The sequence below is a fragment of the Cellulomonas sp. P4_H4 genome, assembly GCF_056400865.1.
Map to the genome: position 1 here is coordinate 206,325 of NZ_JBFUKL010000005.1, position 23,282 is coordinate 229,606.

23 protein-coding genes and 4 tRNA genes are annotated in these 23,282 nt (G+C 71.7%); 16 read left to right on the plus strand and 11 right to left on the minus strand.

The features are described from left to right. Positions 1 to 112: 112 nt before the first annotated feature. On the minus strand, positions 113 to 667 hold the full coding sequence (locus AC1DPN_RS15510) for an NUDIX hydrolase family protein (RefSeq protein WP_477085667.1): 555 nt from the start codon (positions 665 to 667) through the stop codon (positions 113 to 115). 202 nt (positions 668 to 869) lie between these two features. Between AC1DPN_RS15510 and trxA the strand changes: the two genes are divergently transcribed. Further along, positions 870 to 1,235 carry a thioredoxin gene (gene trxA, locus AC1DPN_RS15515; RefSeq protein ID WP_477085668.1) on the plus strand — a complete coding sequence of 122 codons (366 nt, stop codon included), beginning with the start codon at positions 870 to 872 and terminating at the stop codon, positions 1,233 to 1,235. Between the two features lie 50 nt (positions 1,236 to 1,285). On the opposite strand, the gene AC1DPN_RS15520 is transcribed toward trxA, so the two are convergent. Together AC1DPN_RS15520 and bcp are read right to left on the minus strand one after the other, a co-directional pair. After that, positions 1,286 to 1,368, minus strand: a tRNA-Leu gene (locus AC1DPN_RS15520). Between the two features lie 35 nt (positions 1,369 to 1,403). Further along, positions 1,404 to 1,871 carry a thioredoxin-dependent thiol peroxidase gene (gene bcp / locus AC1DPN_RS15525; RefSeq protein WP_477085669.1) on the minus strand — a complete coding sequence of 156 codons (468 nt, stop codon included), beginning with the start codon at positions 1,869 to 1,871 and terminating at the stop codon, positions 1,404 to 1,406. A gap of 173 nt (positions 1,872 to 2,044) precedes the next feature. On the opposite strand from bcp, the gene AC1DPN_RS15530 reads away from it, so the two are divergent. The 6 genes from AC1DPN_RS15530 (at position 2,045) to AC1DPN_RS15555 (ending at position 7,778) form a co-directional block, all read left to right on the plus strand. After that, on the plus strand, positions 2,045 to 2,305 hold the full coding sequence (locus AC1DPN_RS15530; protein WP_477085670.1) for a hypothetical protein: 261 nt from the start codon (positions 2,045 to 2,047) through the stop codon (positions 2,303 to 2,305). 65 nt (positions 2,306 to 2,370) lie between these two features. Further along, positions 2,371 to 2,446, plus strand: a tRNA-Lys gene (locus AC1DPN_RS15535). Positions 2,447 to 2,599: 153 nt separating this feature from the next. Beyond that, positions 2,600 to 3,937 (plus strand): MurL-like N-terminal domain-containing, encoded by a 1,338-nt coding sequence (locus tag AC1DPN_RS15540; RefSeq protein ID WP_477085671.1) that lies wholly within the window; start codon positions 2,600 to 2,602, stop codon positions 3,935 to 3,937. Further along, positions 3,927 to 5,267, plus strand: a complete 1,341-nt coding sequence (gene murD, locus AC1DPN_RS15545; protein WP_477085672.1) for a UDP-N-acetylmuramoyl-L-alanine--D-glutamate ligase — start codon at positions 3,927 to 3,929, stop codon at positions 5,265 to 5,267. The genes AC1DPN_RS15540 and murD overlap by 11 nt, the downstream gene beginning before the upstream one ends. Positions 5,268 to 5,317: 50 nt before the next feature. Beyond that, a complete protein-coding gene (locus tag AC1DPN_RS15550; RefSeq protein WP_477085673.1) occupies positions 5,318 to 6,151 on the plus strand; it encodes an aminotransferase class IV in 834 nt (277 codons plus the stop codon). A 154-nt stretch (positions 6,152 to 6,305) separates the two neighbouring features. Further along, complete coding sequence (locus tag AC1DPN_RS15555) at positions 6,306 to 7,778, plus strand: dihydrolipoyl dehydrogenase family protein (protein ID WP_477085674.1); 1,473 nt, start codon at positions 6,306 to 6,308, stop codon at positions 7,776 to 7,778. A gap of 92 nt (positions 7,779 to 7,870) precedes the next feature. Here AC1DPN_RS15555 and AC1DPN_RS15560 read toward each other — a convergent pair whose 3' ends face one another. The 3 genes from AC1DPN_RS15560 to AC1DPN_RS15570 form a co-directional block, all read right to left on the minus strand. Continuing rightward, positions 7,871 to 8,872 carry a glycine betaine ABC transporter substrate-binding protein gene (locus AC1DPN_RS15560; protein WP_477085675.1) on the minus strand — a complete coding sequence of 334 codons (1,002 nt, stop codon included), beginning with the start codon at positions 8,870 to 8,872 and terminating at the stop codon, positions 7,871 to 7,873. Positions 8,873 to 8,947: 75 nt separating this feature from the next. After that, positions 8,948 to 9,715 carry an ABC transporter permease gene (locus tag AC1DPN_RS15565; RefSeq protein ID WP_477085676.1) on the minus strand — a complete coding sequence of 256 codons (768 nt, stop codon included), beginning with the start codon at positions 9,713 to 9,715 and terminating at the stop codon, positions 8,948 to 8,950. A gap of 1 nt (position 9,716) precedes the next feature. After that, on the minus strand, positions 9,717 to 10,391 hold the full coding sequence (locus AC1DPN_RS15570; protein WP_477085677.1) for an ABC transporter permease: 675 nt from the start codon (positions 10,389 to 10,391) through the stop codon (positions 9,717 to 9,719). A gap of 86 nt (positions 10,392 to 10,477) precedes the next feature. On the opposite strand from AC1DPN_RS15570, the gene AC1DPN_RS15575 reads away from it, so the two are divergent. The 3 genes from AC1DPN_RS15575 to AC1DPN_RS15585 all read left to right on the plus strand — a co-directional run bounded on the left by AC1DPN_RS15575 (position 10,478) and on the right by AC1DPN_RS15585 (position 12,629). After that, on the plus strand, positions 10,478 to 11,551 hold the full coding sequence (locus tag AC1DPN_RS15575; RefSeq protein WP_477085678.1) for an ABC transporter ATP-binding protein: 1,074 nt from the start codon (positions 10,478 to 10,480) through the stop codon (positions 11,549 to 11,551). After that, positions 11,548 to 12,471 (plus strand): ATP-grasp domain-containing protein, encoded by a 924-nt coding sequence (locus AC1DPN_RS15580; protein ID WP_477085679.1) that lies wholly within the window; start codon positions 11,548 to 11,550, stop codon positions 12,469 to 12,471. Before AC1DPN_RS15575 ends, AC1DPN_RS15580 begins: the two co-directional genes overlap by 4 nt. 82 nt (positions 12,472 to 12,553) lie before the next feature. Beyond that, a tRNA-His gene (locus AC1DPN_RS15585) sits at positions 12,554 to 12,629 on the plus strand. A gap of 71 nt (positions 12,630 to 12,700) precedes the next feature. On the opposite strand, the gene orn is transcribed toward AC1DPN_RS15585, so the two are convergent. Then, positions 12,701 to 13,372 carry an oligoribonuclease gene (gene orn, locus AC1DPN_RS15590; protein ID WP_477085680.1) on the minus strand — a complete coding sequence of 224 codons (672 nt, stop codon included), beginning with the start codon at positions 13,370 to 13,372 and terminating at the stop codon, positions 12,701 to 12,703. An 86-nt stretch (positions 13,373 to 13,458) separates the two neighbouring features. On the opposite strand from orn, the gene AC1DPN_RS15595 reads away from it, so the two are divergent. Beyond that, complete coding sequence (locus tag AC1DPN_RS15595) at positions 13,459 to 14,145, plus strand: phosphatase PAP2 family protein (RefSeq protein ID WP_477085681.1); 687 nt, start codon at positions 13,459 to 13,461, stop codon at positions 14,143 to 14,145. On the opposite strand, the gene AC1DPN_RS15600 is transcribed toward AC1DPN_RS15595, so the two are convergent. Beyond that, positions 14,142 to 14,390, minus strand: coding sequence for a hypothetical protein (locus AC1DPN_RS15600; protein ID WP_477085682.1), 249 nt, complete (start codon positions 14,388 to 14,390; stop codon positions 14,142 to 14,144). The two genes, AC1DPN_RS15595 and AC1DPN_RS15600, sit on opposite strands and share 4 nt — an antisense overlap. Positions 14,391 to 14,512: 122 nt before the next feature. Next, on the minus strand, positions 14,513 to 14,704 hold the full coding sequence (locus tag AC1DPN_RS15605) for a hypothetical protein (protein ID WP_477085683.1): 192 nt from the start codon (positions 14,702 to 14,704) through the stop codon (positions 14,513 to 14,515). A gap of 190 nt (positions 14,705 to 14,894) precedes the next feature. Between AC1DPN_RS15605 and AC1DPN_RS15610 the strand changes: the two genes are divergently transcribed. After that, positions 14,895 to 16,241: an APC family permease gene (locus tag AC1DPN_RS15610; protein WP_477085684.1), complete on the plus strand. Its 1,347-nt coding sequence runs from the start codon at positions 14,895 to 14,897 to the stop codon at positions 16,239 to 16,241. A 107-nt stretch (positions 16,242 to 16,348) separates the two neighbouring features. Continuing rightward, positions 16,349 to 17,380 carry a TIGR03885 family FMN-dependent LLM class oxidoreductase gene (locus AC1DPN_RS15615; RefSeq protein WP_477085685.1) on the plus strand — a complete coding sequence of 344 codons (1,032 nt, stop codon included), beginning with the start codon at positions 16,349 to 16,351 and terminating at the stop codon, positions 17,378 to 17,380. 37 nt (positions 17,381 to 17,417) lie between these two features. Here AC1DPN_RS15615 and AC1DPN_RS15620 read toward each other — a convergent pair. Together AC1DPN_RS15620 and AC1DPN_RS15625 are read right to left on the minus strand one after the other, a co-directional pair. After that, positions 17,418 to 17,490, minus strand: a tRNA-Arg gene (locus AC1DPN_RS15620). A gap of 90 nt (positions 17,491 to 17,580) precedes the next feature. Continuing rightward, on the minus strand, positions 17,581 to 19,296 hold the full coding sequence (locus AC1DPN_RS15625) for an MSCRAMM family protein (RefSeq protein ID WP_477085686.1): 1,716 nt from the start codon (positions 19,294 to 19,296) through the stop codon (positions 17,581 to 17,583). Positions 19,297 to 19,434: 138 nt separating this feature from the next. Here AC1DPN_RS15625 and AC1DPN_RS15630 point away from each other — a divergent pair, with 138 nt between their 5' ends. From AC1DPN_RS15630 to AC1DPN_RS15640, 3 genes are all read left to right on the plus strand, one after another. Further along, on the plus strand, positions 19,435 to 21,159 hold the full coding sequence (locus AC1DPN_RS15630) for a GTPase (protein ID WP_477085687.1): 1,725 nt from the start codon (positions 19,435 to 19,437) through the stop codon (positions 21,157 to 21,159). Further along, the gene (locus AC1DPN_RS15635; protein ID WP_477085688.1) at positions 21,156 to 22,613 is read left to right on the plus strand and encodes a GTPase; all 1,458 of its coding nucleotides are present in this window, start codon (positions 21,156 to 21,158) and stop codon (positions 22,611 to 22,613) included. The genes AC1DPN_RS15630 and AC1DPN_RS15635 overlap by 4 nt, the downstream gene beginning before the upstream one ends. A gap of 130 nt (positions 22,614 to 22,743) precedes the next feature. Beyond that, entirely contained in the window at positions 22,744 to 23,265 is a 522-nt protein-coding gene (locus AC1DPN_RS15640; RefSeq protein WP_477085689.1) for a single-stranded DNA-binding protein, read from the plus strand. Positions 23,266 to 23,282: the final 17 nt, after the last annotated feature.

Genomic DNA, 23,282 nt, shown 5'->3' on the forward strand with positions numbered 1-23,282 from the left:
CTCCATCGCGATCCCGGTGAAGGCGGCCACGGCGACGATCCCGTAGAGCACGCGCGCGACGAGCGGCGCCCGGACATCACGGGCGGTGCTCGTCTCAGTGCTCACCGCACGCTCACTGCAGGCGGCCCACGTGCGCCATCGCCTGCCGGAGCAGCAGCCCCTGGCCCCCGTTCATCTCGACCTGCACGGGCTCGGCGACGGCCTGCTCGGGCGTCAGCCAGGCGAGGTCGATCGCGTCCTGCTGCGGCCGGCAGTCACCCAGCACCGGCACGACGTAGGCGAGCGACACCGCGTGCTGCCGGGGGTCGTGGTACGGCGTGACGCCGGGCGTCGGGAAGTACTCCGCGACCGTGAAGGGCTGCGGCGAGGCAGGGATCTGCGGCAGGGCGACGGGCCCGAGATCCTTCTCGATGTGCCGGACCAGGGCGTCGCGCACCCGCTCGTGGTACATCACGCGGCCCGACACCAGGGCCCGGGACATCACGCCCTCGGACGTCACCCGCAGCAGCAGGCCGACCTGCACGACGTCGCCGGAGTCGTCCACGCGCACGGGGATCGCGTCGATGTAGAGGATGGGCAGCTGGGTGCGGACGCGCGTGATGTCGTCGGCACTCATCCAGCCGGAGGGGCGTTCGGGTCCCCGGGGGAACTCGGCGGAAGCAGTCACCCCCCATGTCTACCTCGCGTGCGCCCACGCGGCCGCCTCGGCACGCTCAGCGGACACCCGGAGGTGTGCCACACCGAGGCGTCAGTCAGCTGTCTCGGCACGCTCTGCCGACACGCCGGGGTGCGCGACATCGGGGTCGCGGGGAATAGTGGGGAGCGACGGAACGCTCTAGCAGGCGGTATCCGAGGACTGGAGGAACGACATGGCGACCACCGAGCTCACTGGCTCGACGATCGGCCCCACGATCAAGGACAACGGGATCGTGCTCATCGACTTCTGGGCGGAGTGGTGCGGACCGTGCAAGCGGTTCGGCCCCGTCTTCGAGGACTCGAGCGAGAACCACCCCGACATCGTGCACGCCAAGGTGGACACCGAGGCGGAGCAGGAGCTGGCGGCGGAGCTGCAGATCTTCTCCATCCCGACGCTGATGGCCTTCCGCGACGGGATCCTGGTGTTCAACCAGGCCGGCGCTCTTCCTGCGGCCGCGCTGGAGCAGGTCGTCGAGGCCGTCAAGGCGCTGGACATGGACGAGGTGCGCGAGAAGATCGCTGCCGGCGCCACAGCCTGACGCGTGAACGACGAAGGACCGGTCCTGCGGGACCGGTCCTTCGTCATGTGTGCGGGAGACGGGATTTGAACCCGCACGCCCTCTCGGGCACCAGGACCTAAACCTGGCGTGGCTGCCGTTTCACCACTCCCGCTCTCACGAGGCTGGGGCCTCGCGCTCAAGACGCCGTCAGGCGACCTTGAGGTCCTTGCGTAGCTTCGCGACGTGACCCGTCGCCTTCACGTTGTACTGCGCGAGCTCGACGCGACCGTCGGGGTCCAGGACGACCGTCGAGCGGATCACGCCGGTGACCGTCTTGCCGTAGAGCTTCTTCTCGCCCCACGCACCCCAGGCCTCGAGCACCGAGCGGTCCGGGTCGGACGCGAGCGGGAACGTCAGGTGCTCGGCCTCGACGAACTTCGCCAGCGCGGGGATGTCGTCGGGGGAGACCCCGACCACGGCATAGCCGGCTGCCTGCAGCGAGGCCAGGTTGTCCCGGAAGTCGCACGCCTGGGTCGTGCAGCCCGGCGTCATGGCCGCGGGGTAGAAGTACACGATCACGTGCCGTCCGCGCAGGTCGGACAGGGTGACGCTGCCGCCGTCCGCGGTCTGCAGCGTGAAGTCGGGCGCGAGGTCGCCGACGGTGAGGCGGGGCACGTGATCTCCTGACGGGCGAGCGGGCTGGTGCGTCGTCATGGTACGTCGGACCGTGTCGAGGTCGCTGTGCGGAGCATCCGTCCGCGCGACCGTGCCGCGCGCGGCGGTTTGCACCCCGCCCGGTGCGGTGGTGCCATGGTCGAGAACGCAGGAGACGACGAAGGAGGTCGACCATGAGCCACGACGACGCCGTGCCGGAGGTGGACCCCTCTGCCGGTTCGGCTGGTCCGAGCGATGCTGACACCCAGCCGGCGAAGGACCTGCTCGCCGAGCACGTGCCGCTCGCGCTCATCGTCGACCTCGTGACCCCCGAGTCCACGTCGACCGAGATCCTCGAGTCGGAGGGTCTCCCGGACGTCGCATGGTGGGAGCCGACCGACGACTCGGACGCTCCAGCGGCGCCGCAGGAGCCCGCGGCCGACCCTCGGCCGTGACGGTCGTCACGACCGGTCCATCCGATTGGCAGTTCGGGCGCCTCGCCTGGTAACTTTCTCACCGCGCGCCATTAGCTCAATTGGCAGAGCAGCTGACTCTTAATCAGCGGGTTCGGGGTTCGAGTCCCTGATGGCGCACCACCCGAAGGCCCCTCGTCCGGTGACGAGGGGCCTTCGTCGCGTCGCGGTGCAGCACGGGTCGCGCGAGCCTGATCTCGGTCGTCGCGATCGATGCGCAACGCCCTGACCTGCACCGATCCGAACGAGTCGACGAACCGCCCATACACTCGGTCCGTGGCCATTTCGACGGAACAGCAGACGTGGGGCGAGGTGCAGTGCCTCCCGCCCCGCGTCGACGGGAGCACGATCGAGCTGCGCTACCGCGGCGTCGTCGCTGGCGGCCCGCCGGTCGAGCTCACCGAGACCATCGAGCTTCCCGGGAGCCTCGAAGGTGTCGACGCGTCCGCGCTGGACGGTGTCCTGCGGTTGCTGTCCATCGCTGCCTCGCTCAGCTACTTCAAGGCGTTCGCACCCGCCAGCCTCGCGGTCCCCGCCGGACTGACCGCGCAGGAGGTGCGGTTCGCGCGGGAGCTCCTGACCAACGGGCTGGGCGAGTTCGCCTACGTCAACGACCTGCCCTCGGTCTTCGAGACGCCCGTCATCGCGCCGGTGTCCGACGATCCGCCGCCGGCCGACCCGACGACCGAGCGCGCGCGACGCGTCCTGGTCGCGGTCGGCGGTGGCAAGGACTCGATCGTGTCGATCGAGGCGCTCAAGAGCGCCGGGTACGAGATCGGCCTCTACTCGGTCAACAGCTACGCCCCGATCGAGGACACCGCGAAGGTCGCGGGCATCCCGATGCTCACGGTGCGTCGTCGGCTCGACCCGACCTTGTTCAGGCTGAACGCCGAGGGTGCCCCGAACGGCCACGTGCCGGTCACCGCGGTCAACTCGCTGCTGGGTGTCCTGACCGCGATGGCGTGCGGCTTCGACACGGTGGCCTTCAGCAACGAGGCCAGCTCCTCGTACGGCAACGTGACGTGGCACGGGCGCTCGATCAACCACCAGTGGTCCAAGGGGCTCGAGTTCGAGCGCCTCCTTCGCGACTCCCTGCCGCCGGGCGCTCCGGGCTACGTCTCCGTCCTGCGTCCGCTGACCGAGCTCCGGATCGCTCGTCGGTTCGCGACCCACCGCGAGTACCACGGCGTGTTCACCAGCTGCAATCGAGCCTTCAAGCTGGCCGAGAAGGACCGGACCTCGTGGTGCGCGGACTGCCCCAAGTGCCGCTTCGTCTTCCTGTGCCTGGCTCCGTTCCTGCCGCGCGACGAGCTGCTCGGCATCTTCTCCGGACGCGACATGTTCGCCGACGAGACTCAGCTGTCCGGATTCCTGGAGCTCCTGGGCGCCGACGGGCTGCTGAAGCCCTTCGAGTGCGTCGGGGAGCCGGACGAGTGCCGCGTCGCGCTGGCTCTCGTGAGGGAGCACGACGACTGGAAGGACCACCCGTTCCTCGCCAGGCCGGAGCTCCGTGCACTGACCGCGTCTGCTGTCGAGCGCGTCGCCGTGTTTGCGTTCCGCGAGGACGAGCACTGCCTTGCCCCCGAGCTCGAGACGGTCGCTCGTGCGGTTTGACGACCTCCTCGGACGCGACGTCGTCATCTGGGGTGCAGGACGCGAGGGGCGTGCGGCTCAGTCCGAGCTCGCCCGACGGGGTATCGACGTCGAGTTCGTGATCACGGGCGACGGTGCGACGCCGACGGACCTGCCCGCACCGGTGACGGCCGGACCTGACGCCGTCGCCAGGCTCGAGGCGGCGGAGATCGTCATCAAGTCGCCGGGCGTGCCGCGGACATCGGCCGTCTACGGCCGCATCCTCGAGCTCGGCGTGACCGTGACGTCGCTCACCGATCTCTGGCTCTCCCAGAACGCCGGTCGGGTCCTCGCGGTGACCGGGACCAAGGGCAAGAGCACCACGGCCGCGTTGGCCCAGCACGTGCTGCTCTCGCTGGGCCGATCCGCCTCTCTCGTCGGCAACGGCGGGACGCCGGTGACCGCGGGCGACGACGACGGCACTGCCCTGGCCGTGACCGAGGTGTCCAGCTACCAGGCCGCCGACCTCACGACGTCGCCCCGCATCGTCGTCATCACCTCGCTCTACCCGGAGCACCTTCCGTGGCACGGGGGCTACGACGAGTACGTCCGGGACAAGCTCAACGTCGTCGCGCACGGCCCCGAGACGGTGGTCGTTCCTGACCTGCAGGGCGACATCGCGCGACTGGTCGAGGCGCGCGTGGGTGCGGACGTCCGTGTCGTCGACCCGGCATCCTTCGGGATCACGGTCTCGGACGACGGCATCGCCTGGGACGGTGCGGGACGGCTGGACCGGAGCGACGTCCCGCTGCACGGCGTGCACAACCTCTGGAACGTCGCGCTCGCACTGGCCGCAGTCTCAGCGCTCCTCGGTGCGCAGGACGGTTCGGTGGCTGCGCGCTCGCTCGAGTCCGTCCGGTCCTTCCGTCCGCTCGCACACCGCCTGGAGCGAGTGCCGTCGCTCGATCGTCGGGCCTGGATCGACGACAGCCTCGCCACAGCACCCGAAGCGGTGGTGGCGGCGCTCGAGACGTACCCGGACGACCGGGTGACGCTGATCCTCGGTGGCGCCGACCGCGGTCTCCCGTTCGAGCCGATCCGCAGGTACCTCGCCACGCGCAAGCCCGACGCCGCAGTCGATGTCGTGGCCGTGGGCCCGGCCGGGGCGCGCTGGGTGGCGGAGTCCGCCACGTCTACCGGGTCCCGGCCTTCGGTCAGCTTCGCCCAGGCCATGGAACGGGTGCGCAGCGACCCGAGCGCCTCGGACGTCGTCCTTCTGTCGCCCGGCGCACCCAGCTTCGACGAGTTCACCAGCTACGAGCAGCGCTCGGAGGCGTTCCGCGCCGCCGCCGCCGCCCCGGCCGGGCGGTAGCCTTCCGGGCGTGAAGCAACGCGCGCTCCGCACGCACCTGGCCACGTAGCGTGCACCAGCTGCACACGCTCGACGGCGACGTGGTGGTGGCGGTGCCCGCCGAGCTCGCGCTGTACCCGTTCGGCGTCTTCACGACGTTCGTCGCCGTCGACGGGCGTGTGCTGGGCTGGCGCGAGCACGTTGCGCGGCTCGCTCGCGATGCTCGGGCGTTGTGGGACCACGAGCTCGACGCGGCGCGCCTGGCCGGGATCGTGCGCTCGCACCTGGCCCGGCTCGACGGTCCGGCGACCGTGCGGGTCACGCTGTATCCCGACGACCTGACCATGGCGTCACCGGCGAACGCCCGGGGGTGCAGGACTCTCGTGTCGTCGGGACCCGCAGAGCTTCCCTTCAGGCCGCAGAGCGAGTTCTCGGTACGCACCGTCGAGTACGAACGGGAGCTGGCCGAGGTGAAGTCGACTGCGCTCTTCGGGCAGATCCGGTTGCGGCGCGAGGCCCAGCTGGCCGGGTACGACGACGTCCTCTTCCGTTCGGGGGACGAGGTTCTCGAGGGCGCGACCTGGACCGTGATGTCGTGGCGCGACGGCGAGATCGCCACGCCGGACGGTGCCGTGCTTGCGAGCATCACCGCGCAGCACGTGGGTCGCATCGGCGAGGCGATGGGCTGGCGATCCCGGCAGCGCCCCGTCCGCCTCGGGGAGCTGGGGCAGGCTCAGCTCGTCCTCGCGGTCAACGCCAACTCGCCTGCGCGGGCGATCCGAAGGATCGACGACGAGCTGATGAGGGTCGACGAAACGTTGCTGACCGCCGTCGCAGACGCGTACTCGTCGCTGCCGCGAGACCTCGTGGCCGTCGGCGGGGCACCCGGCGATGTGCAGCTCTGAGCCGCCCGAGCTGGAGACGACTCTCGTGGATCGTGCCTCCCCGACGTAGTTCTTCCAGGCAAACGACGTCGCCCGGTGAGCATGCAAACGAGGGTGACCCGGGCGACGATGGGCGCACCGGCGGCACGCGCCGGTGCGGCGGACGGGATGAGTGATGGCGGATCAGGAGCTCGAGTTCGACGTCGTGGTGCTGGGTGCGGGGGCCGTGGGGGAGAACGCCGCCGACCGGGCCGGACGGACGGGTCTGAGCGTGGCGATGGTCGAGCACGCGCTCGTCGGCGGTGAGTGCTCGTACTGGGCGTGCATGCCGTCGAAGGCGCTGCTGCGGCCGGGCACGGTTCTCGCGGCCGCCCGGTCCGTGCCCGGCGCGGGCGAGGTCGGCACGGTCGACGTCTCGGCGACGTTCGCCACGCGTGACGACGTGACGCACCACTGGGACGACGCGTCGCAGGCCGACTGGGCGCAGGGTGCCGGGATCACGGTGCTGCGCGGGCACGGCCGGCTGACCGGGCCTCGGCGGCTCGTCATCGAGGGCCCTGACGGCTCGACGACCGTGACCGCTCGGCACGCCGTCGTCGTCGCCACGGGGTCGGAGCCGGTGATCCCACCGATCGACGGGCTCGCGGACGCGCAGCCGTGGACGAGCCGTGAGGCGACCTCCGTGCAGCAGGTACCCGCACGGCTCGCGGTGCTCGGGGGCGGCGTCGTGGGCGTCGAGATGGCGACGGCGTTCGCGGACTTCGGGAGCAAGGTCACGCTGATCGTGCGCGGCGACAGGCTGCTGACCGTTGCGGAGCCGTTCGCCTCCGAGGCGGTGGCCGAGGCGCTGACCGGGCTGGGGATCGACGTCCGGTTCGACACCGAGGCGCAGTCCGTGCGGCGCGACGCGGACGGCGTGCACCTGACGATCGACGGCGCCGCGGACATCGTCGTCGACCAGGTGCTCGTCGCCACGGGGCGCCGACCGCGGACGTCCGACCTCGGCCTCGACACGATCGGGCTCACGCCGGGCCGTGCCATCGCGGTCGACGACCGGCTCCAGGCCACCGGCGCGGACGGTGGCTGGCTCTTCGCGGTCGGCGACGTGTCCGGTCGGACCGCGACCACGCACCAGGGCAAGTACGACGCCCGCGTCGTCGGCGACGTGATCGCCGCACGGTTCGATCCCGGCAAGGCGCCGAAGGATGCGACGTCGGGCGACGACGGACTGTCCGCGACCGACGAGGCGAGTGCCGAGCCCTGGAGCCGCTACCGGGCGACCGCCGACGATGCCGCGGTCCCGCAGGTCGTGTTCACGCGGCCCGAGGTCGCATGGGTCGGACTCACCGAGCGGACGGCACGCGCCAGGGGACTCGGCGTCCGGGTCGTCGGCTTCGACCTGGCGAACGTCGCAGGCGCCTACGTCCTGGCCCCGGACTACGGCGGCCGGGCGCAGATCCTCGTCGACGACGCGCGCGGCGTGATCGTCGGGGCGACCTTCGTCGGGCCCGAGGTCGCCGAGCTCCTGCACGCCGCGACGGTCGCGATCGTCGGCGAGGTCCCGCTGGACAGGCTGTGGCACGCCGTCCCGTCCTATCCGACGGTGAGCGAGATCTGGCTCAGGCTGCTCGAGACCGCGGGCCTGTAGGCCGTGCGGGGCGCTGCCGACGGGAGGCGTCCGCAGGCAGCGAGACGGCGGACCGGTTCAGCACCGGCCCGCCGTCTCGAACGTGGTCGGTGTCAGCCGGCCAGTGCGCCGTCGCTCGACAGGACGAGCCCGATCGCCGCGTCACCCTTGAGCACCGCGGACCCGATCAGTCCGAAGTCGTACGACTTGAACTCGGCGAAGTCGAGACCGTAGGTCTCCTCGAGGCCGATCTGGCAGAACGGGCGGTCGGGGCACTCGGCGGGCCCGGCGAGCACGAGGCCACCGCAGGTCGCGGCGAGGTCGCTGAGCGTCTTGACGCCGTGCTCGTCCGCGAACGCGGTGGTCACGGCGAACGCGTTCTGGTCCTGAGCGGCCGAGGCTGCGCCGACCGTGATCCCGGCTGCCTCTGCGAGCGGCGTCAGGGCCGCGACCGTCGCATCGACGTCGCCGGACGCGACCGAAGGCGCGTCCGCCCCGTTCGCCTGCCCGTTCAGGAAGTCGGCCAGCGTGGCGGCGTACTCCGGCACGGCTGCGAGCGTCCCGTCAGAGAGTGCAGGCAGGTAGGTCTCCCGGTTGCCGACCGTCTGCACGGTCGCGTCGAACCCGGCCGTGCGCAGCACCTCGGCGTAGATCTCGGCCAGGGTCGAGCTCTCCGAGAAGTTCGCGGCACCGATGGTCAGCGAGGTGCCCGACCCAGCGGTGGCGTCGCTCGCGGCCAGCTTCTCGGTCTCGACGAACTCCTTGGCGACCTCGCTCGACGTGCGGCGGTCGATGTCGACCGCCTTGTTGAGCTCGATGAGCTTCTCCGTGTCGAGGGCCGCCGAGACGGTGTCGAGCGACTCGATGATCGCCGGGTTCGCGTCGGCGGCGGCCTTGTTGACGGCCGGGATGATGTTGTCGGCGTTCTGGAGGCCCTTGTCGTCCGTGAGGACGACGAGCTTGTCGCCGGCGACCGGGTCGCAGGTGGCGAGGCCGGAGGAGCCAGACGACGTCGGTTCGGCCTCACCCCCGCCCGATCCAGGGTCGCCACAGGCGCTGAGCAGCAGGGTGGCTGCGGCGACCAGGGCAAGGGCGGCGGAGCGGGATGCTCGCATGATGCTCTCCTCGGGCTGTGGTGCGGGGGGAGGGAGGATTCCCGTACGGCGGACGGCGGCGCCGTCGCCGATGGATCAGGAGGATGGGCTGGGCCCATTCGAACCGGTGGTGACGGGCGCGGCAACCGGTGAGGGCCGGCGGAACCGGGTCCGGGTAGAGCTGGTCGCGCTCTGGCGGGCGAGCGAACGCAGCCCTGCAGGGGTGGAGAAGTGCTGGACGACGGCCAGGAGTCCCTCGACCACCAGACAGAGCGCCGCGACGAGCAGACCGCCCGCGAGCACCTGTCCGTAGTTCTGGGTCCCGAAGCCCTCGACGACGATCGAGCCGAGGCTGCGACCGCCGACGAGCGCGGCCAGCGGAACGGTCGCGACGACCTGCACGGACGCAGTCCGCAGCCCCGCGGCGATCAGCGGGATGGCGAGCGGGACCTCGACCGACCACAGGCTCCTGGCGCCCGACATGCCGACGCCCCGCGCCGCGTCCCGGATGTCCCGGTCGACGTCGCCGAGGCCCGTGACGGTGTTGGTGAGCAGCGGCGGGACGGCGAACACCGCGCAGGCCAGCACCGTGGCGGTGTTGCCGAAGAGGCCGCTCGCGGCCAGGAGCGTCAGCAGGGCCAGGGTCGGCAGGGCACGCGTCGTGTTGGCGACGACGACGCCGATCTTCGCGCCGCGGCGACGGTGTCCGAGCCACAGGGCCAGCGGCAGCGACGCGACCGCGCCGAGCATCACCGCGAGCACCGAGACCGTGATGTGGGCCTTGGTCAGGGCGATGACCCCGTTGCGGCCCGTCCAGTTCAACGGGTCGTTCAACCACGCGAGGGCTTCCTGGAAGACGTCCACGTCACACCGGGCTCTCGACGCGGGACCACGGTGTCAGGCGACGCCCGATCCCGGCGATGATCAGGTCGAGCACGAGCGCCAGCAGGAGGCACAGCACCGTGGCCGTCATGATCTCGGCGTGGTAGTTGCTCCGGAACCCGCGGAACATCAGCTGCCCCAGACCCCCGTACCCCACGACGACGCCGACCGTCACGAGTGCCACGGTCGTGACCGTCGCAAGGCGCAGACCTGCGACGATGCTCGGCAACGCCTGCGGAAGCTCCACGGAGACCAGCAACCGTCCGCGCCCGTATCCCATTCCGCGCGCGGCATCCGTGACCGCGGGGTCGACGCCCTGCAGGCCGACGAGCACGTTGCGCGTGAGGACCAGGAGCGCGTAGGAGACGAGCCCGATGAGCACGGTCGTGCGCCCGATCCCGGTGTACGGAGCGAGGACCGCGAAGAGCGCGAGCGACGGAATCGTGTACAGGACGCCGGCGACGCCCAGGACGGGCCCGGCGAGCCGCGGACGCAGGTGCGCGAGGGCCGCGAGGGGCAGCGCAAGGACGAACGCGAGGGCGACTGCCTCGAGCGTCAGGGAGACGTGCTGCTCCAGGTAACGCACGATGTCGGCGCTGTTGCGCTCGATGTACTGCCAGGAGAACCACGGGTTGGGTGGTGTCTCGGCGAAAAGCATGGTCAGAACCTTAGGCGGCCCCACCGACACCCGCAGGGGCGGACGCGGCCCTGCACGTGTCCCTGGCACCGACTAGCGTCCTGGACGTGGCCGACGAACCCGCGATCAGCTTCGAGCACGTGCGCAAGGTGTACGACGCGCGCTCGAAGGACGACAACCAGGGCTCCGCCGTCGAGGACCTGACCCTCGCGGTCAGGCCGCACGAGGTGCTCGTCCTCGTCGGGCCCTCGGGGTGCGGCAAGTCGACGACGCTGCGGATGGCCAACCGGCTGGTGGAACCGACGTCCGGCCGGATCCTGCTGGAGGGCGAGGACGTCACCCGCGTCGACCCCGTCAAGCTGCGTCGGCGCATGGGCTACGTGATCCAGAACGTCGGTCTCTTCCCGCACCGGACCGTCGCGCAGAACGTCGCGACCGTGCCCGGCCTGCTCGGCTGGGACAAGAAGCGCACCGCGGCGCGCGTGGACGAGCTGCTCGACCTCGTCGGTCTGGCCCCCGACAGGTACGCGCGCCGGTACCCGCACGAGCTCTCGGGTGGCGAGCGCCAGCGCGTCGGCGTGGCCCGCGCACTGGCCACCGACCCACCCGTGCTCCTGATGGACGAGCCGTTCGGCGCTGTCGACCCGGTCGGCCGGCGCCGGCTGCAGACCGAGTTCGCCCGCATCCAGCGCACGCTGGGCATCACGGTGATCCTCGTCACCCACGACATCGACGAAGCCGTGCGGATGGCCGACCGCGTCGCGGTGCTGAGCACGGGCGCCCACATCGAGCAGCTCGCCACACCGCTCGACATCGTGGCGCGTCCCGCCTCCGCGGCCGTCGCCGATCTCGTCGGCCGTGGGCGGACGGCCCGCCTGCTCGCTCTCGGCAGGCTGCAGCCCGAGGACCTGGACCCGGTCGTGGACGGTGCTGCGGGGGAGTCGATCGCGGTCGGCACCGAGCTGGGCGACGTCCTGCACTCGTTCGTCGGGTCGCACAGTCGGGCCGTCGTTCCCGTCGTGGACGACCAGGGCCGCGTGGTGGGCAGCGCCACGCCGGCGACGGTCGTGCGCGCCTTGGACCGCGTAACCGCCGACGAGACGCAGTCGCATCTGGAGCCTCCCGACGAGACGCAGGTCACTGACACCGACGAAGCCCCCCTCGGTACAGTGCGCTCGTGACGCCATCGACCCCCCGCCTCGCCCTCGCGACCTGCGGCGAGCTCCCTGACCTCGACCAGGACGACCACTTGCTGCGCGATGCTCTTGCGGCGCGGGGGATCGCGACCGAGGCGGTCGTCTGGGACGACCCGACCGTCGACTGGGGCACCTACCCGCACGTGGTGATCCGCTCGACGTGGGACTACACCGAGCGACCCACGCAGTTCGCCGACTGGACGCGGCGGGTCGAGCGCACCAGCACGCTGCTCAACCCCGCGTCGGTGGTCGGCTGGAACATCGACAAGCAGTACCTGCGCGACCTCGAGAAGGCAGGCGTGCCGATCGTCCCGACGATCTGGCTGGACCCGGAGCGCAACTTCGACTCCCGCGCGATCCACACGCGGTTCCCGGCGTTCGGTGACTTCGTCGTGAAGCCCACGGTCAGCGCCGGGTCGCGTGACACCGGCCGGTACGACGCGGGGGTCACCCAGCAGCGGTCCATGGCGATCACGCACGCGAAGAACCTGCTCGGGGTCGGCCGGCGCGTGATGCTCCAGCGCTACCTGAACCGGGTCGACACCGAGGGCGAGTCCGCCCTGGTCTACGTCGACGGCACGTTCAGCCACTCGGTCCGCAAGGGCGCGCTGCTCGAGGGCCCGTACCGCGAGCGGCTCGCCGACGAGCTGTACCGGCAAGAGATCATGACCCCGCGCGAGGCGACCGACGCCGAGCGCGCCCTGGCCGACCGTGTGGTCGAGACGCTGCCCAGCGTGGTCCCGGGCGTCGAGGGTCCGCTGCTCTACACGCGCGTCGACCTGATCCCCGACGACGACGGCGCGCCTGTCGTCCTCGAGGTCGAGCTGACCGAGCCGTCGCTGTTCTTCTCGCACGCGGAAGGTTCCGCCGAGCGGTTCGCGGACGCGATCGTCGCCCGACTCTGACCGCCCTCTGGGCGGATGCAGGAGTACGGCAACCGCTCAGGTACACTTCTGGACGCCCCGGCGTACGCGTCGGGGGATCGTGGTGGCTATAGCTCAGGTGGTAGAGCACCTGGTTGTGGTCCAGGGGGTCGCGGGTTCAAGTCCCGTTAGCCACCCCATCCGTCGGGCGTCGACCATCCGTGGTCGGCGCCCGACGCCGTTCCCGGCCGGCGCCAGCGCAGGAAGGCCGTCAGCCTTCCGAGAGCAGAGCGCCCTTGACGGTCGTCGCGACGATCTCGGCGGCGATCTTCTTCGCGGCGGCCGAGTCCGGGCCGGGCTGGGCGGGAAGCAGGGCCGCGCGGTAGTACCGCAGCTCGTCGATGCTCTCCAGGATGTCGGCGAGCGCGCGGTGGCCGCCGTTCTTGCGCGGCGACGCGAAGTAGACGCGCGGGTACCAGCGGCGGGCCAGCTCCTTGATCGAGGACACGTCGATGACCCGGTAGTGCAGGTAGTCGACCAGCTCGGACATGTCGCGGTCGAGGAACGTCTTGTCGGTTCCGACCGAGTTCCCGGCGAGCGGCGCCTTGCCCGGGTCCGGCACCCACTCGCGGATGTACGCGAGCACCTGCTCCTGCGCGTCGGCCAGCGTGGTGCCCTCCGCCAGCTCGTCGAGGAGGCCGGAGGTGGTGTGCATCGCGCGGACGAAGTCGTTCATCTGGACGAGCGACTCGGCGGGCGGCGCGATGATCACGTCGACGCCCTCGCCCAGCACCCGCAGCTCGGAGTCCGTGACCACGGCAGCGACCTCGACCAGCGCGTCGGCGCCGAGGTCGAGGCCCGTCATCTCGCAGTCGATCCAGACGATGCGGTCGGCACTCTCGTGTCCGGGGGAGGCGGGTGCGGGCGTCGTCGGGCTGGTCACGGTGGCCAGCCTAGGGCTCGCCGCAGACAAACGCGCCAAGGATCCCAGGTCGTGGCGTCGCGCGGGGGTCGCTACCCTCGTCTCGCATGACCGTCGACGAGGCCCGCGCGCAGCGCAGCAGGCCGTTCGTCTGGGCGGTGCTGCCGGGGCTGGTCCTCGTCGGGCTCGGGCTCACGGTGTTCTTCTCCGTGCTCGACGCGGTCCGTGAGCAGGACGATCTGTGGCACCTGGACGAGCCGCTGCTGGACTGGCTCGTCGCGCACCGGACCGATGCGTGGACGGCGGTGCTCGCCACGATCACCTTCATCTCGGGCCCGGTGGTCCTGCCGATCCTCGTGGGAGTCGGGACGCTCGTGTGGGGGCTCGTGCGGCGCGAGTGGTGGCGACAGGTGCTCCTGGTGGGCGCGATGCTCGCCTCCACGTTCCTCGGGCTGGCGGTCAAGGGGCTGGTCGACCGGCCGCGGCCGCCGAGCGAGACGATGGTCGTGCCTGGCGCCGAGACGACCGCGTCGTTCCCGTCGGGGCACACGCTCGGCACGGCGACGCTGCTCATGGTGCTGGGGTATCTCGTGTGCAGCCGACATCCGACGCCCGTGCGGATCGCTGCGTGGGTCGTCGCCACCGTCATCGGCACGGCGCTCGTCGCGCTCAGCAGGCTGTACCTGGGGTACCACTTCCTGACCGACGTGGTCGCCTCGGTCGCGCTCGCCGTGGTCGTGCTGGGTGTGGTGTCGATCATCGACCGCCGGCACACGGGTATGGAGCGTGTCTAGCGGTGGTGCTCCCGGCTCGGCACCGTGGAGGCGAGCCAGGCGGCCGCCGGGACGATGACCACGATCGCGACGGCGACCCACAGCGCGCCCGTCCACGGCGTACCCGCCCAGACCAGAACCCCGAAGATTCCCGCGCCTGCGGCGAGGCCCAGCAGGACGCGCTCGAGCCACACGACGACAGGGTGCGCGGTCTGCCGCGGCTCGGTCGGTTCGGGCTCGGGCTCGGGGGAGGCGTGCCGTCCCATCAGCGGGAGTCGGCTGACGTCGCGGCAGGCATGGCGTCATCGTGGCACGACAAGCCGACGAACATGGTGGGACGCAGCAAGGCGCGGACCCGACTGCGGGCCCGCGCCTTGCGTGGGGTCGATCAGCGCGCGGTGACCATGCCGGCGAAGGACGCCGGCAGGCTGACGACGCGCACGGTATCTGGAGGTCGCCGCGTGTTCTCGGACGGTTGTCTGGCCGCGTGCGCGGCCTCGACGACGCGCTCCCGGTGGGAGCGGGTCAGGCGCTGCTCGTACTCGTGACGGTGCAGCTCGAACGTGCTGGTGGGATGCACAGGAATCTCCTCAGGGCATGGCTCGGCCAGGGCGGATGCCCGGGTCGATGTTGTGGTGTGGGGATACTCGACCACGTCGTTGTGCTCTGGGTCACGGCATTTTCCGACGATGTCGGCGATGGCGGGATGTTGACGAACGGCGTCGGCCTGCCACCTGTCGGATGTCGGTGGCGCCGGGCACGCTGACCGCATGACGACGACCGCGCGGCCGGCCGAGGTGGCCGTAGATGCGCCGCGCGACGCGCCTTCAGGCGGCAGCATCGGCCTCGCACTCGGTTCGGCGCTCTACGTCGCGGCCGTGCTCGGCACGGGGATCCTGCTCCTGCCGACGCTCGCGGCCCGGGCGGCCGGTCCCGCGTCGCTCCTGGCCGTGGCCGGTGTGTTGGCCGCGTCGGTGCCGCTCGCTGCGGCGTTCGCTGCGCTGGCCACCCGCCACCCGGACTCGGGCGGCGTCGCCACCTACGTGCGGCTCGCGCTCGGCCCGACCGCCGCCCGCGCCACGGGCTACTGGTTCTTCTTCGGCGTGTGCGTCGGGGCACCGGTGGTGTCGCTCATCGGCGCGCAGTACGTGGTTGCGATGCTCGGCGGCTCGCAGACGCAGGTGTACGTCGTGGGTGCGCTCCTGCTCGTGCCACCGCTCGTCACCAACGCGGTCGGCGTCAAGCTCAGCGGACCCGTCCAGCTCGTGCTCACCGGCGCGCTCGTGGTGCTCGTGGTGCTGGTCGTGCTCGCGTCCCTGCCGTCGTCGGACCCGGCGGCCCTGACGCCGTTCCTCCCGCACGGATGGTCCGGGGTGGGCACGGCGGCAAGCCTGTTCGTCTGGGCGTTCGCGGGATGGGAGGCGGTGACGCACCTGGCGGGCGACTTCCGGGACCCGCGGCGCACGATCCCGCGCGCGACCGCGATCGCGCTCGTGGTGGTCGGCATCGCCTACCTCTCGCTGCAGTACGTCGCGGTGACCGTCCTGCCGGACTCGACCTCGCAGATCCCGCTCATGGACCTCGTCGACGTCGGGCTGCCGGGCTCCGGGCGGATCGCGGTGGCCGTCGTCGCGGGCATCGTGACGCTCGGCGTGCTCGGCGCCTACCTCGGGGCCTTCGCCAAGCTCGGCGCGTCTCTCGGTCGCGACGGCGACCTGCCGCGTTGGGTCGCCAGCGGCGCGCAGCCGGGCGGCGTGCCGCGTCGGGCGCTGCTCGTCGTGGCGGTCCTCGCCTTCCTCTACTTCGGGATCGCCGTGGCCACGGGTGGCGACCTCGAGCCGTTCGTCCTGGTGCACACCAGCTGCATGGTCGCGGTCTACGCGCTCGGCTCAGCCGCGGCGGTCCGCCTGCTCGAGCGCCGGAGCCCAGGCTGGTGGTGCGGCCTGGTGGCGTGCGCGCTCTCGCTCGTCCTCGCCGCGCTCGCGGGGTGGCATCTCGTCGTTCCCCTCGGGCTCGGGCTCGTCGCGGTCGCCGTCGGACGGGTCCGTCGATCCGTCCGGCGCCGTCGGCCGCGACCCGTCGAGAAGGTCGCGGCCGACGCAGTCCGCTCCGGTTAGCGCACGCGCGGACCGCCGGCGACGCTCACCAAGGGTCAGCTGCGGACCCGCACGGCGTCGGCCGTTCGCCGCGCAGGCATCCGGAGAACGGGGTAGAACCGGTCCCCATGACCATCGTCGGATTTCACAACTCGCACGAGCAGGTCCACCCCGCGGCGCTGCTGGCGGCCACCCAGCGCGCGGAGCAGGCGGGCTTCGACGCCGCCATGTGCTCGGACCACTGGGCGCCCTGGTCCGTCCGTCAGGGGCACTCCGGCTTCGCCTGGACCTGGCTCGGCGCCGCGATGGCGACGACGAGCCTGCCGTTCGGCGTTGTGAACGCCCCCGGCGAGCGGTACCACCCGGCCATCATCGCGCAGGCGGTCGCGAGCCTCGGGGCCATGTTCCCCGGACGTTTCTGGGTCGCGCTGGGCTCGGGAGAGAACGTCAACGAGCACATCACGGGTGGGCGCTGGCCGGCGAAGGCCGAGCGGGACGCACGGTTGCGGGAGTGCGTCGAGGTGATCCGCGCGCTGCTCGACGGCGAGGAGGTCACGCACGACGGGCTGGTGACGGTGGACCGGGCCAAGCTCTGGACGCTCCCCGACGAGCAGCCGTTGCTCATCGGGCCCGCCGTCACGCCCGCGACGGCGCGCGCGCACGCCGACTGGGCCGACGGGCTGGTCACCGTGAACCAGAGCCCCGAGGTCCTGCGTCAGGTCGTGCACGAATACCGGGTCGCCGGCGGTCGAGGTGAGATCGCGCTGCAGGTGCACGTCTCCTGGGCGCCCGACGAGACGACCGCGTTCGAGGTCGCCCGCGAGCAGTGGCGCAGCCAGGTGTTCGGCCCGCCGGTCGCGTGGGACCTCGACACCCCGGAGGCGTTCGACTCCGTCGGGGAGCACGTCAGCGATGAGGCTGTGCGCCGCAGCGTCCTGGTCGACCACGACCCGAAGCGCCTCGCCGACCGTCTGAGCGAGCTCGTCGCGATCGGTTTCGACGCTGTCTACCTCCACCAGGTGGCGACGGATCCGCGGCCGAGCGATGACAAGCACCCTGACGCAGCAGCGACGGCCACCCCGCGCAGCGCGACGCTCGAGGCCTTCGTCGACATGGCCGCGGAGCATCTGCTGCCTCAGCTGAAGCAGGTGACCGCGTGATGCGGACCGGTGCCCACTGGTCCGGGCCGTGCGGAGGCGCCCCCGGCAGGACTCGAACCTGCAACCGACGGATTAGAAGGCCGTTGCTCTATCCGTTGAGCTACGGGGGCATCGGGCACCAAGCGTAATGGGCGGCGCGGGGTGGCCGGACGGGTCACGAAGGATGCTGCGGGTTCGCCCTACGGTCCGGTCGCGTGCCCTCATCGGTGCAAGACCAGCTCCACAGGTCCGAGGTTGTTCTTGCCCGGAGCAAGGTTGAGCTCGGAGTTCGCGGGCGCCCAGTAGAACGGGTGGCTGCCGTTCACGAAGCCGTACGACTGTGCGGCGATGACGAGGCGTGCGGGGCCGGAGGGAATGGGGTAGTCCGACCTGTAGACGCCGTCCGCTCCGCGCAGCAGCCTCGTGTGCCCGTAGATCGTCCGGTTGGCCGACAAGATGCGGGGGTCGACGTCGACCGGCAGTCCGTCGTGGACGAACCGTGCCTGGACCTTGCTGAGCTGTGGACCGAGCGCGAGGTCGACGGTCTGCGACGAAGCGAGTCGTCGGACCACCGTCCCGGGCTCCCATCCGTACTCCGAGACGTAGATCGACGCCTGGGCCCACGGGATGACGTTCCGGAGCGTGTACCGGCCGTCCGGCCCGACCAGGTCTACCTTCGGGTACCCGTTGCACGCCATGTCGCACATCGAGACCGTCTTTGGGTGCGCAGAGTCGCCACCACTCACCGTGCCGCTCACCGTGATCGAGGACGAGGTGGCCCGCAGGACACCAGCGTCGGTCATATGGCCGGCCGTGATCTCGACGAGCTTGCGGGTCCAGCCCGACCGGTCCAGCGTGGCGCCGTACAACCAGTACGTGCCCGGGTCGACGGTGTAGACGTTCTCGCCAGACTGGGATTGGACGATCCCCTGCCCGTCCTCGTGGGCCATGGACGTATCCGGGATACCGCGCGAGAGCGTGAACGTGACCGAGCCCTGGCGTACGAGGCTCAGATCGCGGACGGTGGTGGCACCCGCCGTCGTCCGAACCGTGGCGACGCCGGTGGTCCAGCCGTCGTGCGCGCCCTGCTCGCTGATCTTGATGACCCCCGGTGTCAGGCCCGTAAAGCGGTAGCGCCCCTGCGCGTCGGTCGTCGCGGAAAGGGAGCCGTAGCCGAGCCGGATGACGATTCCGGCCTTGGGGACGCCGTGATACCGCACCACTCCCTCGATGGTCGCACCCACCGGTGCGGGCCTCGTGACCGTGACGGTCGAACCCGCGCTGACGGTGACGATCTCGGAGGTGTAGCGCGGGTTCGCGGTGGGCGAGCCCTGGACGCGGTAGCGGCCCGGCGTCAGCTTCTCGAAGCTGAAGGCCCCGTCCGCCCCGGCTGTCTTCACGTACATGCGCCCGTTTGCCGAGTAGACGGGCTGGAGGGCCGCGTTGAGCAGGTAGACGGTCAGGCCCGCCAACGCAGGCACGGTGCCTTGGACCTTCCCCCCGCGGGACAGGTCCACATCCACCGTGAGGTCCTCGCTCGGGGACGGGCGCGGCGTGAGCGCCTGCCACGCGTAGTCCATGACATCGTCCGCGCCGGAGAACAGGGTGGTGAACGTGCTGTTCGACGGCTGGAAGCTGGGTGCCGGTCCAGCGCCTCCGTTGAGGTCGTGGGCGTTGGCGAAGAGCACCCAGCCACCGAGGTCCAGCGGGACGTCGAGCGAGTACGCCCCGCCGACGGCGGTCTCGACCTCACCGACTCGTCCCGTCGCCGGCTCGAACCAGCCGACGCCGACCGGGGAGCCCGGCAGCGGCGCGCCGCTGACGGTCACAGTCCCGGTGACGGTCACGTTGTCGACGGCGAGGGCGGGAGCCGCGGCGAGCGGAACGACGAGAAGGGCCAGGCCGGCGACGAACGCGAGCGAACGTGTGCGGTCCATGGCATTGATGGTCGCATCACGCCGTGCGGCTTTTCATCCGCCGTTCAGGGCAGGATCTCGCTCCGATGTCGTCGAACCGTCCGGCTTCGGTGCCGCGTGGCGTTTTGCCAGGTCAGATCGCACCGGGACAATGGGCGCGTGAGCGCGCAGCCCGGCACGGCGCCAGTGCAGCCAGCGCAGTATGCGCAGCCACTGGTCGGCTCGGCGCGCCACGCCGCCTCGGACCCACGGGACATCCTCGCCAGGCCCCTCGCCCAGACCTCGTTGCTGGATGCGGTCAAGGATCTGCGTCGCGACGTCGAGAAGACCGGCTTCCCGCTGGAGATCGAGGGGATCGAGGTCGCGCGAGCGTCTCGTGACCGTCTCGTGGACCAGCTCGGGGAGCATCTTGTCCCGCGCATCACGGAGCTGTCGGCGCCCGCGGTCGTCGTCGTGTCGGGGTCGACCGGGGCAGGCAAGTCGACGATCGTGAACTCGTTGGTGGGCTCCGAGGTGAGCACCGCGGGCGTGCTGCGACCGACGACCCGCCGCCCGGTCCTGGTGCACCATCCGCTCGACACCGAGCTGCTCTCGCACCATCCCGTGCTGGAGTCCGTGACCGTCGTCGCCGACGAGAACATGGTCCGCGGGATCGCGCTCCTGGATGCACCGGACCTCGACTCGGTCCTCGAGTCGAACCGTGCGTCGGCGCACCGACTGCTCGAGGCAGCCGACCTGTGGCTGTTCGTGACGACCGCCGCCCGGTACGGCGACGCGCTGCCGTGGCAGGTGCTGCAGGGTGCGGTCGATCGCGGCGCGTCGATCGCGATGGTGCTCAACCGGGTCCCTCCGGACTCCCTGCCGACCGTGCGCGGCGACCTGCTCGGGCGGCTGCGCGAGAACGGGCTGCAGGGTTCGCCGCTGTTCGTGGTGCCGGACATGGGGCCGCACGACGGGCTGCTGTCCGCGTCGTCCGTGGCCCCGATCCAGCGCTGGCTCGCGATGCTGGCCGGCCCGGACAAGGCACGCACGGTCATCGGTCGCACCCTGCGCGGCTCGCTCGCGGCGTTGCGGGAGTGGGTCGACGAGCTCGCGGACGCGGTGCAGGCGCAGGCCGACGCAGCCTCGGCGATCGGGGTCGCTCTCGACGGGGCGATCGCAGCACCGGTCGCGCAGGCGAGCGCGTCGATCCGGGCAGGGACCGTCGCCGACGGGGCCGTGCGCGCCCGCTGGTCCGAGCTGACGACCGCGCGCGGTCCGCTCGACCGCGTGGTGTCCACCAAGGGCCGGATCCGCGGGTCGACGCGCGACGGCCGGGCACGCTCGGCCGGGGTCGCGCCGCTCGTCGACGACCTGGTGCACTCGGCGACCGCGACGCTGACGGCCGCCGGTGCGCAGGCCGAGAGGGCGCTGCGTGCGACGCTCACGGCGGCCGACGGGCCCGACGGGGGCGTGTCGGTCGACGCGGCGTGGGCGCCGTCGGTGGGCCGGAGGTCGGCCGCCGACCAGGCAGCACGCTCGTGGACGGCTCAGGGCGTCCGGGTCGTGCGGGCGGCGCTCGCCGGTGAGCCCGGCACCGACGCCGCACGGCGCGCTCGTCGGCGGCGCAAGGCCCAGCAGGCGCTGGGTGACGACGGGCTCGCCGCGATCGCCCTCGCGGCGGCCGCAGGGGTCGACGACGCGCGCGACCTGCTCGTGCAGCTCATCGACGAGGCGGGCGAACGTGCGGTCGACGAGCTGCGCTCCGGCCTCGTCGAGCGGGCGACCGCGCAGGCCGCGCTCGAACGCGCAGCGGTCGGTGAGGTACTCGCCGACCCCGATCTTGCCGACGACGCGGCGTCGCGCCTGCGCCTGCGGCTGGCCGTCCTCAAGGGGCTCACGTGACGACTGACGAGACCGCCGCCCTGAGCGCTCGCGTGGACGCGCTCGACCGGGCTCTCGCCATCGCCGACGGTCGGATCGCTCCCCAGGCCGTCGCGCGCGCCGCGGCGACGATCGGCGGCGTCCGCGAGCGTCTCGCGCTCGGGGTCGACCACACGGTCGTCGCGCTCGTCGGCGGCACCGGGTCGGGCAAGTCGAGCCTGTTCAACGCGATCAGCGGGCTGCAGTTCGCCGACGTCGGTGTCCGCAGGCCCACGACCTCGGAAATCACGGCGTGCGTCTGGGGCGACGGCGCCGCGGCCCTGCTGGACTGGCTCGGGGTGGTGCCGGAGCGTCGGATCGAGCGCGAGAGCCTGCTCGACGGCGAGTCCGAGGCGTCGCTGCGCGGGCTGGTGCTGCTGGACCTGCCCGACCACGACTCGGTCGCACCCGAGCACCGCGCCGTGGTCGACCGGCTGATCCCGCAGGCCGACCTGCTCGTCTGGGTCGTCGACCCGCAGAAGTACGCCGACGACGCGCTGCACAGCGGCTACCTGCGACAGCTCGTCGGGCATGAGTCGTCCATGGTCGTGGTGCTCAACCAGGTCGACACCGTCTCTCCCGAGGTCCGGCCCGCGCTGATCGCGGACATCGAGCGGCTGCTCGTCGACGACGGGCTCACCGGTGTGCCCGTGACGTCGGCGTCGGCGACCGCCGGCATCGGGATCAGCTCGCTGCGGCAGTCCCTGGCGACGGTGGTCGCGTCGCAGTCGCTGGCTGCCCGGCACGCGAGCTCCGAGCTGAACGACGCCGTGGCGGCGCTGGACCCGCAGTTCGCCACGCGTGAGCCCACCGGGCTGTCCGTGGCTGAGACGGTCGACACGCTCTCCCGCGCCGTGGGCCTGTCCGCCGTGGCGGGGTCGGTCGCCGCGGTGGTTCGCGGGGCGTCGCCCGCGGCGTCGGGCTTCGGCGCCGTGCAGGAGGACGTCGTCGATCTCGCGCGGGGGGCCTGGCTCGAGAACGTCACGCAGGGGCTGCCCAAGCGGTGGGCGAAGGACGTCGCCTCACGGATCGCCACGACGGCTGAGCTCCGACTCGCGGTGGCCGACGCGATGTCCGAGCTGAGCGTGACGGCGCGCCGGTCCGCGCTGGCGTTGTCGCTGGTCGTCGTGGCGGTGGTTCTCGCGGGGGTGGCACTCGTGGTCGGCTCGGTCGTGGTCGGGTCCGCGCTCGGCACCGGGACCGCGAACACGTGGGCGCCCTGGGTTGCCGGGGCAGCCGTCGTCGGAGCCGTCGTCGCACTCCTGGCCAGTCGCACGGCGCGGTCGGCTGCGGTTCGCCGGCGCTCCGAGCGGGTGCTGAGCGACGGGCGGTCCGTGCTCGAGAGCGTCGCCCGGGCGCGTCTCGCGGTGCCGACCGAACAGGTGCTGGCGGAGCACCGCACGGCGCGAGAGCTCGTCGCGTCCGCTCGCGGCTGACCCGCCCACAGCCCGCCTCGACCGAGCGTTCTCCACAGATCGCGACGCTCGTCGCCCCCGAGCCTCCCGCGAGCCGAGGCTGACCGCACGAGCCCCGCACTCGTCGGGGCGTTCGGCACTGGAGGCATCGATGAGCACGCAGTCCCTGGACCTGACCGTCGTCGGCTGGATCGGCACGGAGGTCCGCACGTTCCACGAGAACGACGGCGGCACCCCGTTCACCACGTTCCGGCTCGGCAGCACGCGCCGCTGGTTCGACAAGCAGACGGGCGCGTGGAAGGACGGGCAGACGGAGTGGTTCAACGTCAAGGTGTGGCGCACGACCGCGCTGAACGTCGCGCGCTCGCTGCGCAAGGGTGACCCCGTGATCGTGCAGGGTCGGCTGTCGACGGAGGAGTGGATCTCGGAGCAGGGTCCACGCACGTCCCTCGTCCTGGACGCGAGCGCACTCGGGCACGACCTGGCCTTCGGCAGCAGCCACTTCGCTCGGACCCTGAGCACCGCGGCCAGCGCCGCCGACGAGGCCAAGGAGCCGGTCGACGTCACAGGCTTCGCCGAGGCCGCGACCGAGGCCGTCGACGAGAACCTGGTGCCGGCGGAGCACGTCGCGGACGACGAGGAGGTGGGTCTCGCACTGGCCGCAGTCAGGTGATCGCCTAGGCTGGGCCA

Excerpts from the sequence above, each read along its gene's own strand:
- AC1DPN_RS15640 (WP_477085689.1), top strand. The coding sequence starts at position 22,744 with ATGAGCACGCAGTCCCTGGACCTGACCGTCGTCGGCTGGATCGGCACG.
- AC1DPN_RS15570 (WP_477085677.1), bottom strand. The coding sequence starts at position 10,391 with ATGCTTTTCGCCGAGACACCACCCAACCCGTGGTTCTCCTGGCAGTAC.
- AC1DPN_RS15595 (WP_477085681.1), top strand. The coding sequence starts at position 13,459 with ATGACCGTCGACGAGGCCCGCGCGCAGCGCAGCAGGCCGTTCGTCTGG.
- trxA (WP_477085668.1), top strand. The coding sequence starts at position 870 with ATGGCGACCACCGAGCTCACTGGCTCGACGATCGGCCCCACGATCAAG.
- AC1DPN_RS15625 (WP_477085686.1), bottom strand. The coding sequence starts at position 19,296 with ATGGACCGCACACGTTCGCTCGCGTTCGTCGCCGGCCTGGCCCTTCTC.
- AC1DPN_RS15560 (WP_477085675.1), bottom strand. The coding sequence starts at position 8,872 with ATGCGAGCATCCCGCTCCGCCGCCCTTGCCCTGGTCGCCGCAGCCACC.
- AC1DPN_RS15555 (WP_477085674.1), top strand. The coding sequence starts at position 6,306 with ATGGCGGATCAGGAGCTCGAGTTCGACGTCGTGGTGCTGGGTGCGGGG.
- AC1DPN_RS15615 (WP_477085685.1), top strand. The coding sequence starts at position 16,349 with ATGACCATCGTCGGATTTCACAACTCGCACGAGCAGGTCCACCCCGCG.
- AC1DPN_RS15530 (WP_477085670.1), top strand. The coding sequence starts at position 2,045 with ATGAGCCACGACGACGCCGTGCCGGAGGTGGACCCCTCTGCCGGTTCG.
- AC1DPN_RS15610 (WP_477085684.1), top strand. The coding sequence starts at position 14,895 with ATGACGACGACCGCGCGGCCGGCCGAGGTGGCCGTAGATGCGCCGCGC.
- AC1DPN_RS15600 (WP_477085682.1), bottom strand. The coding sequence starts at position 14,390 with ATGGGACGGCACGCCTCCCCCGAGCCCGAGCCCGAACCGACCGAGCCG.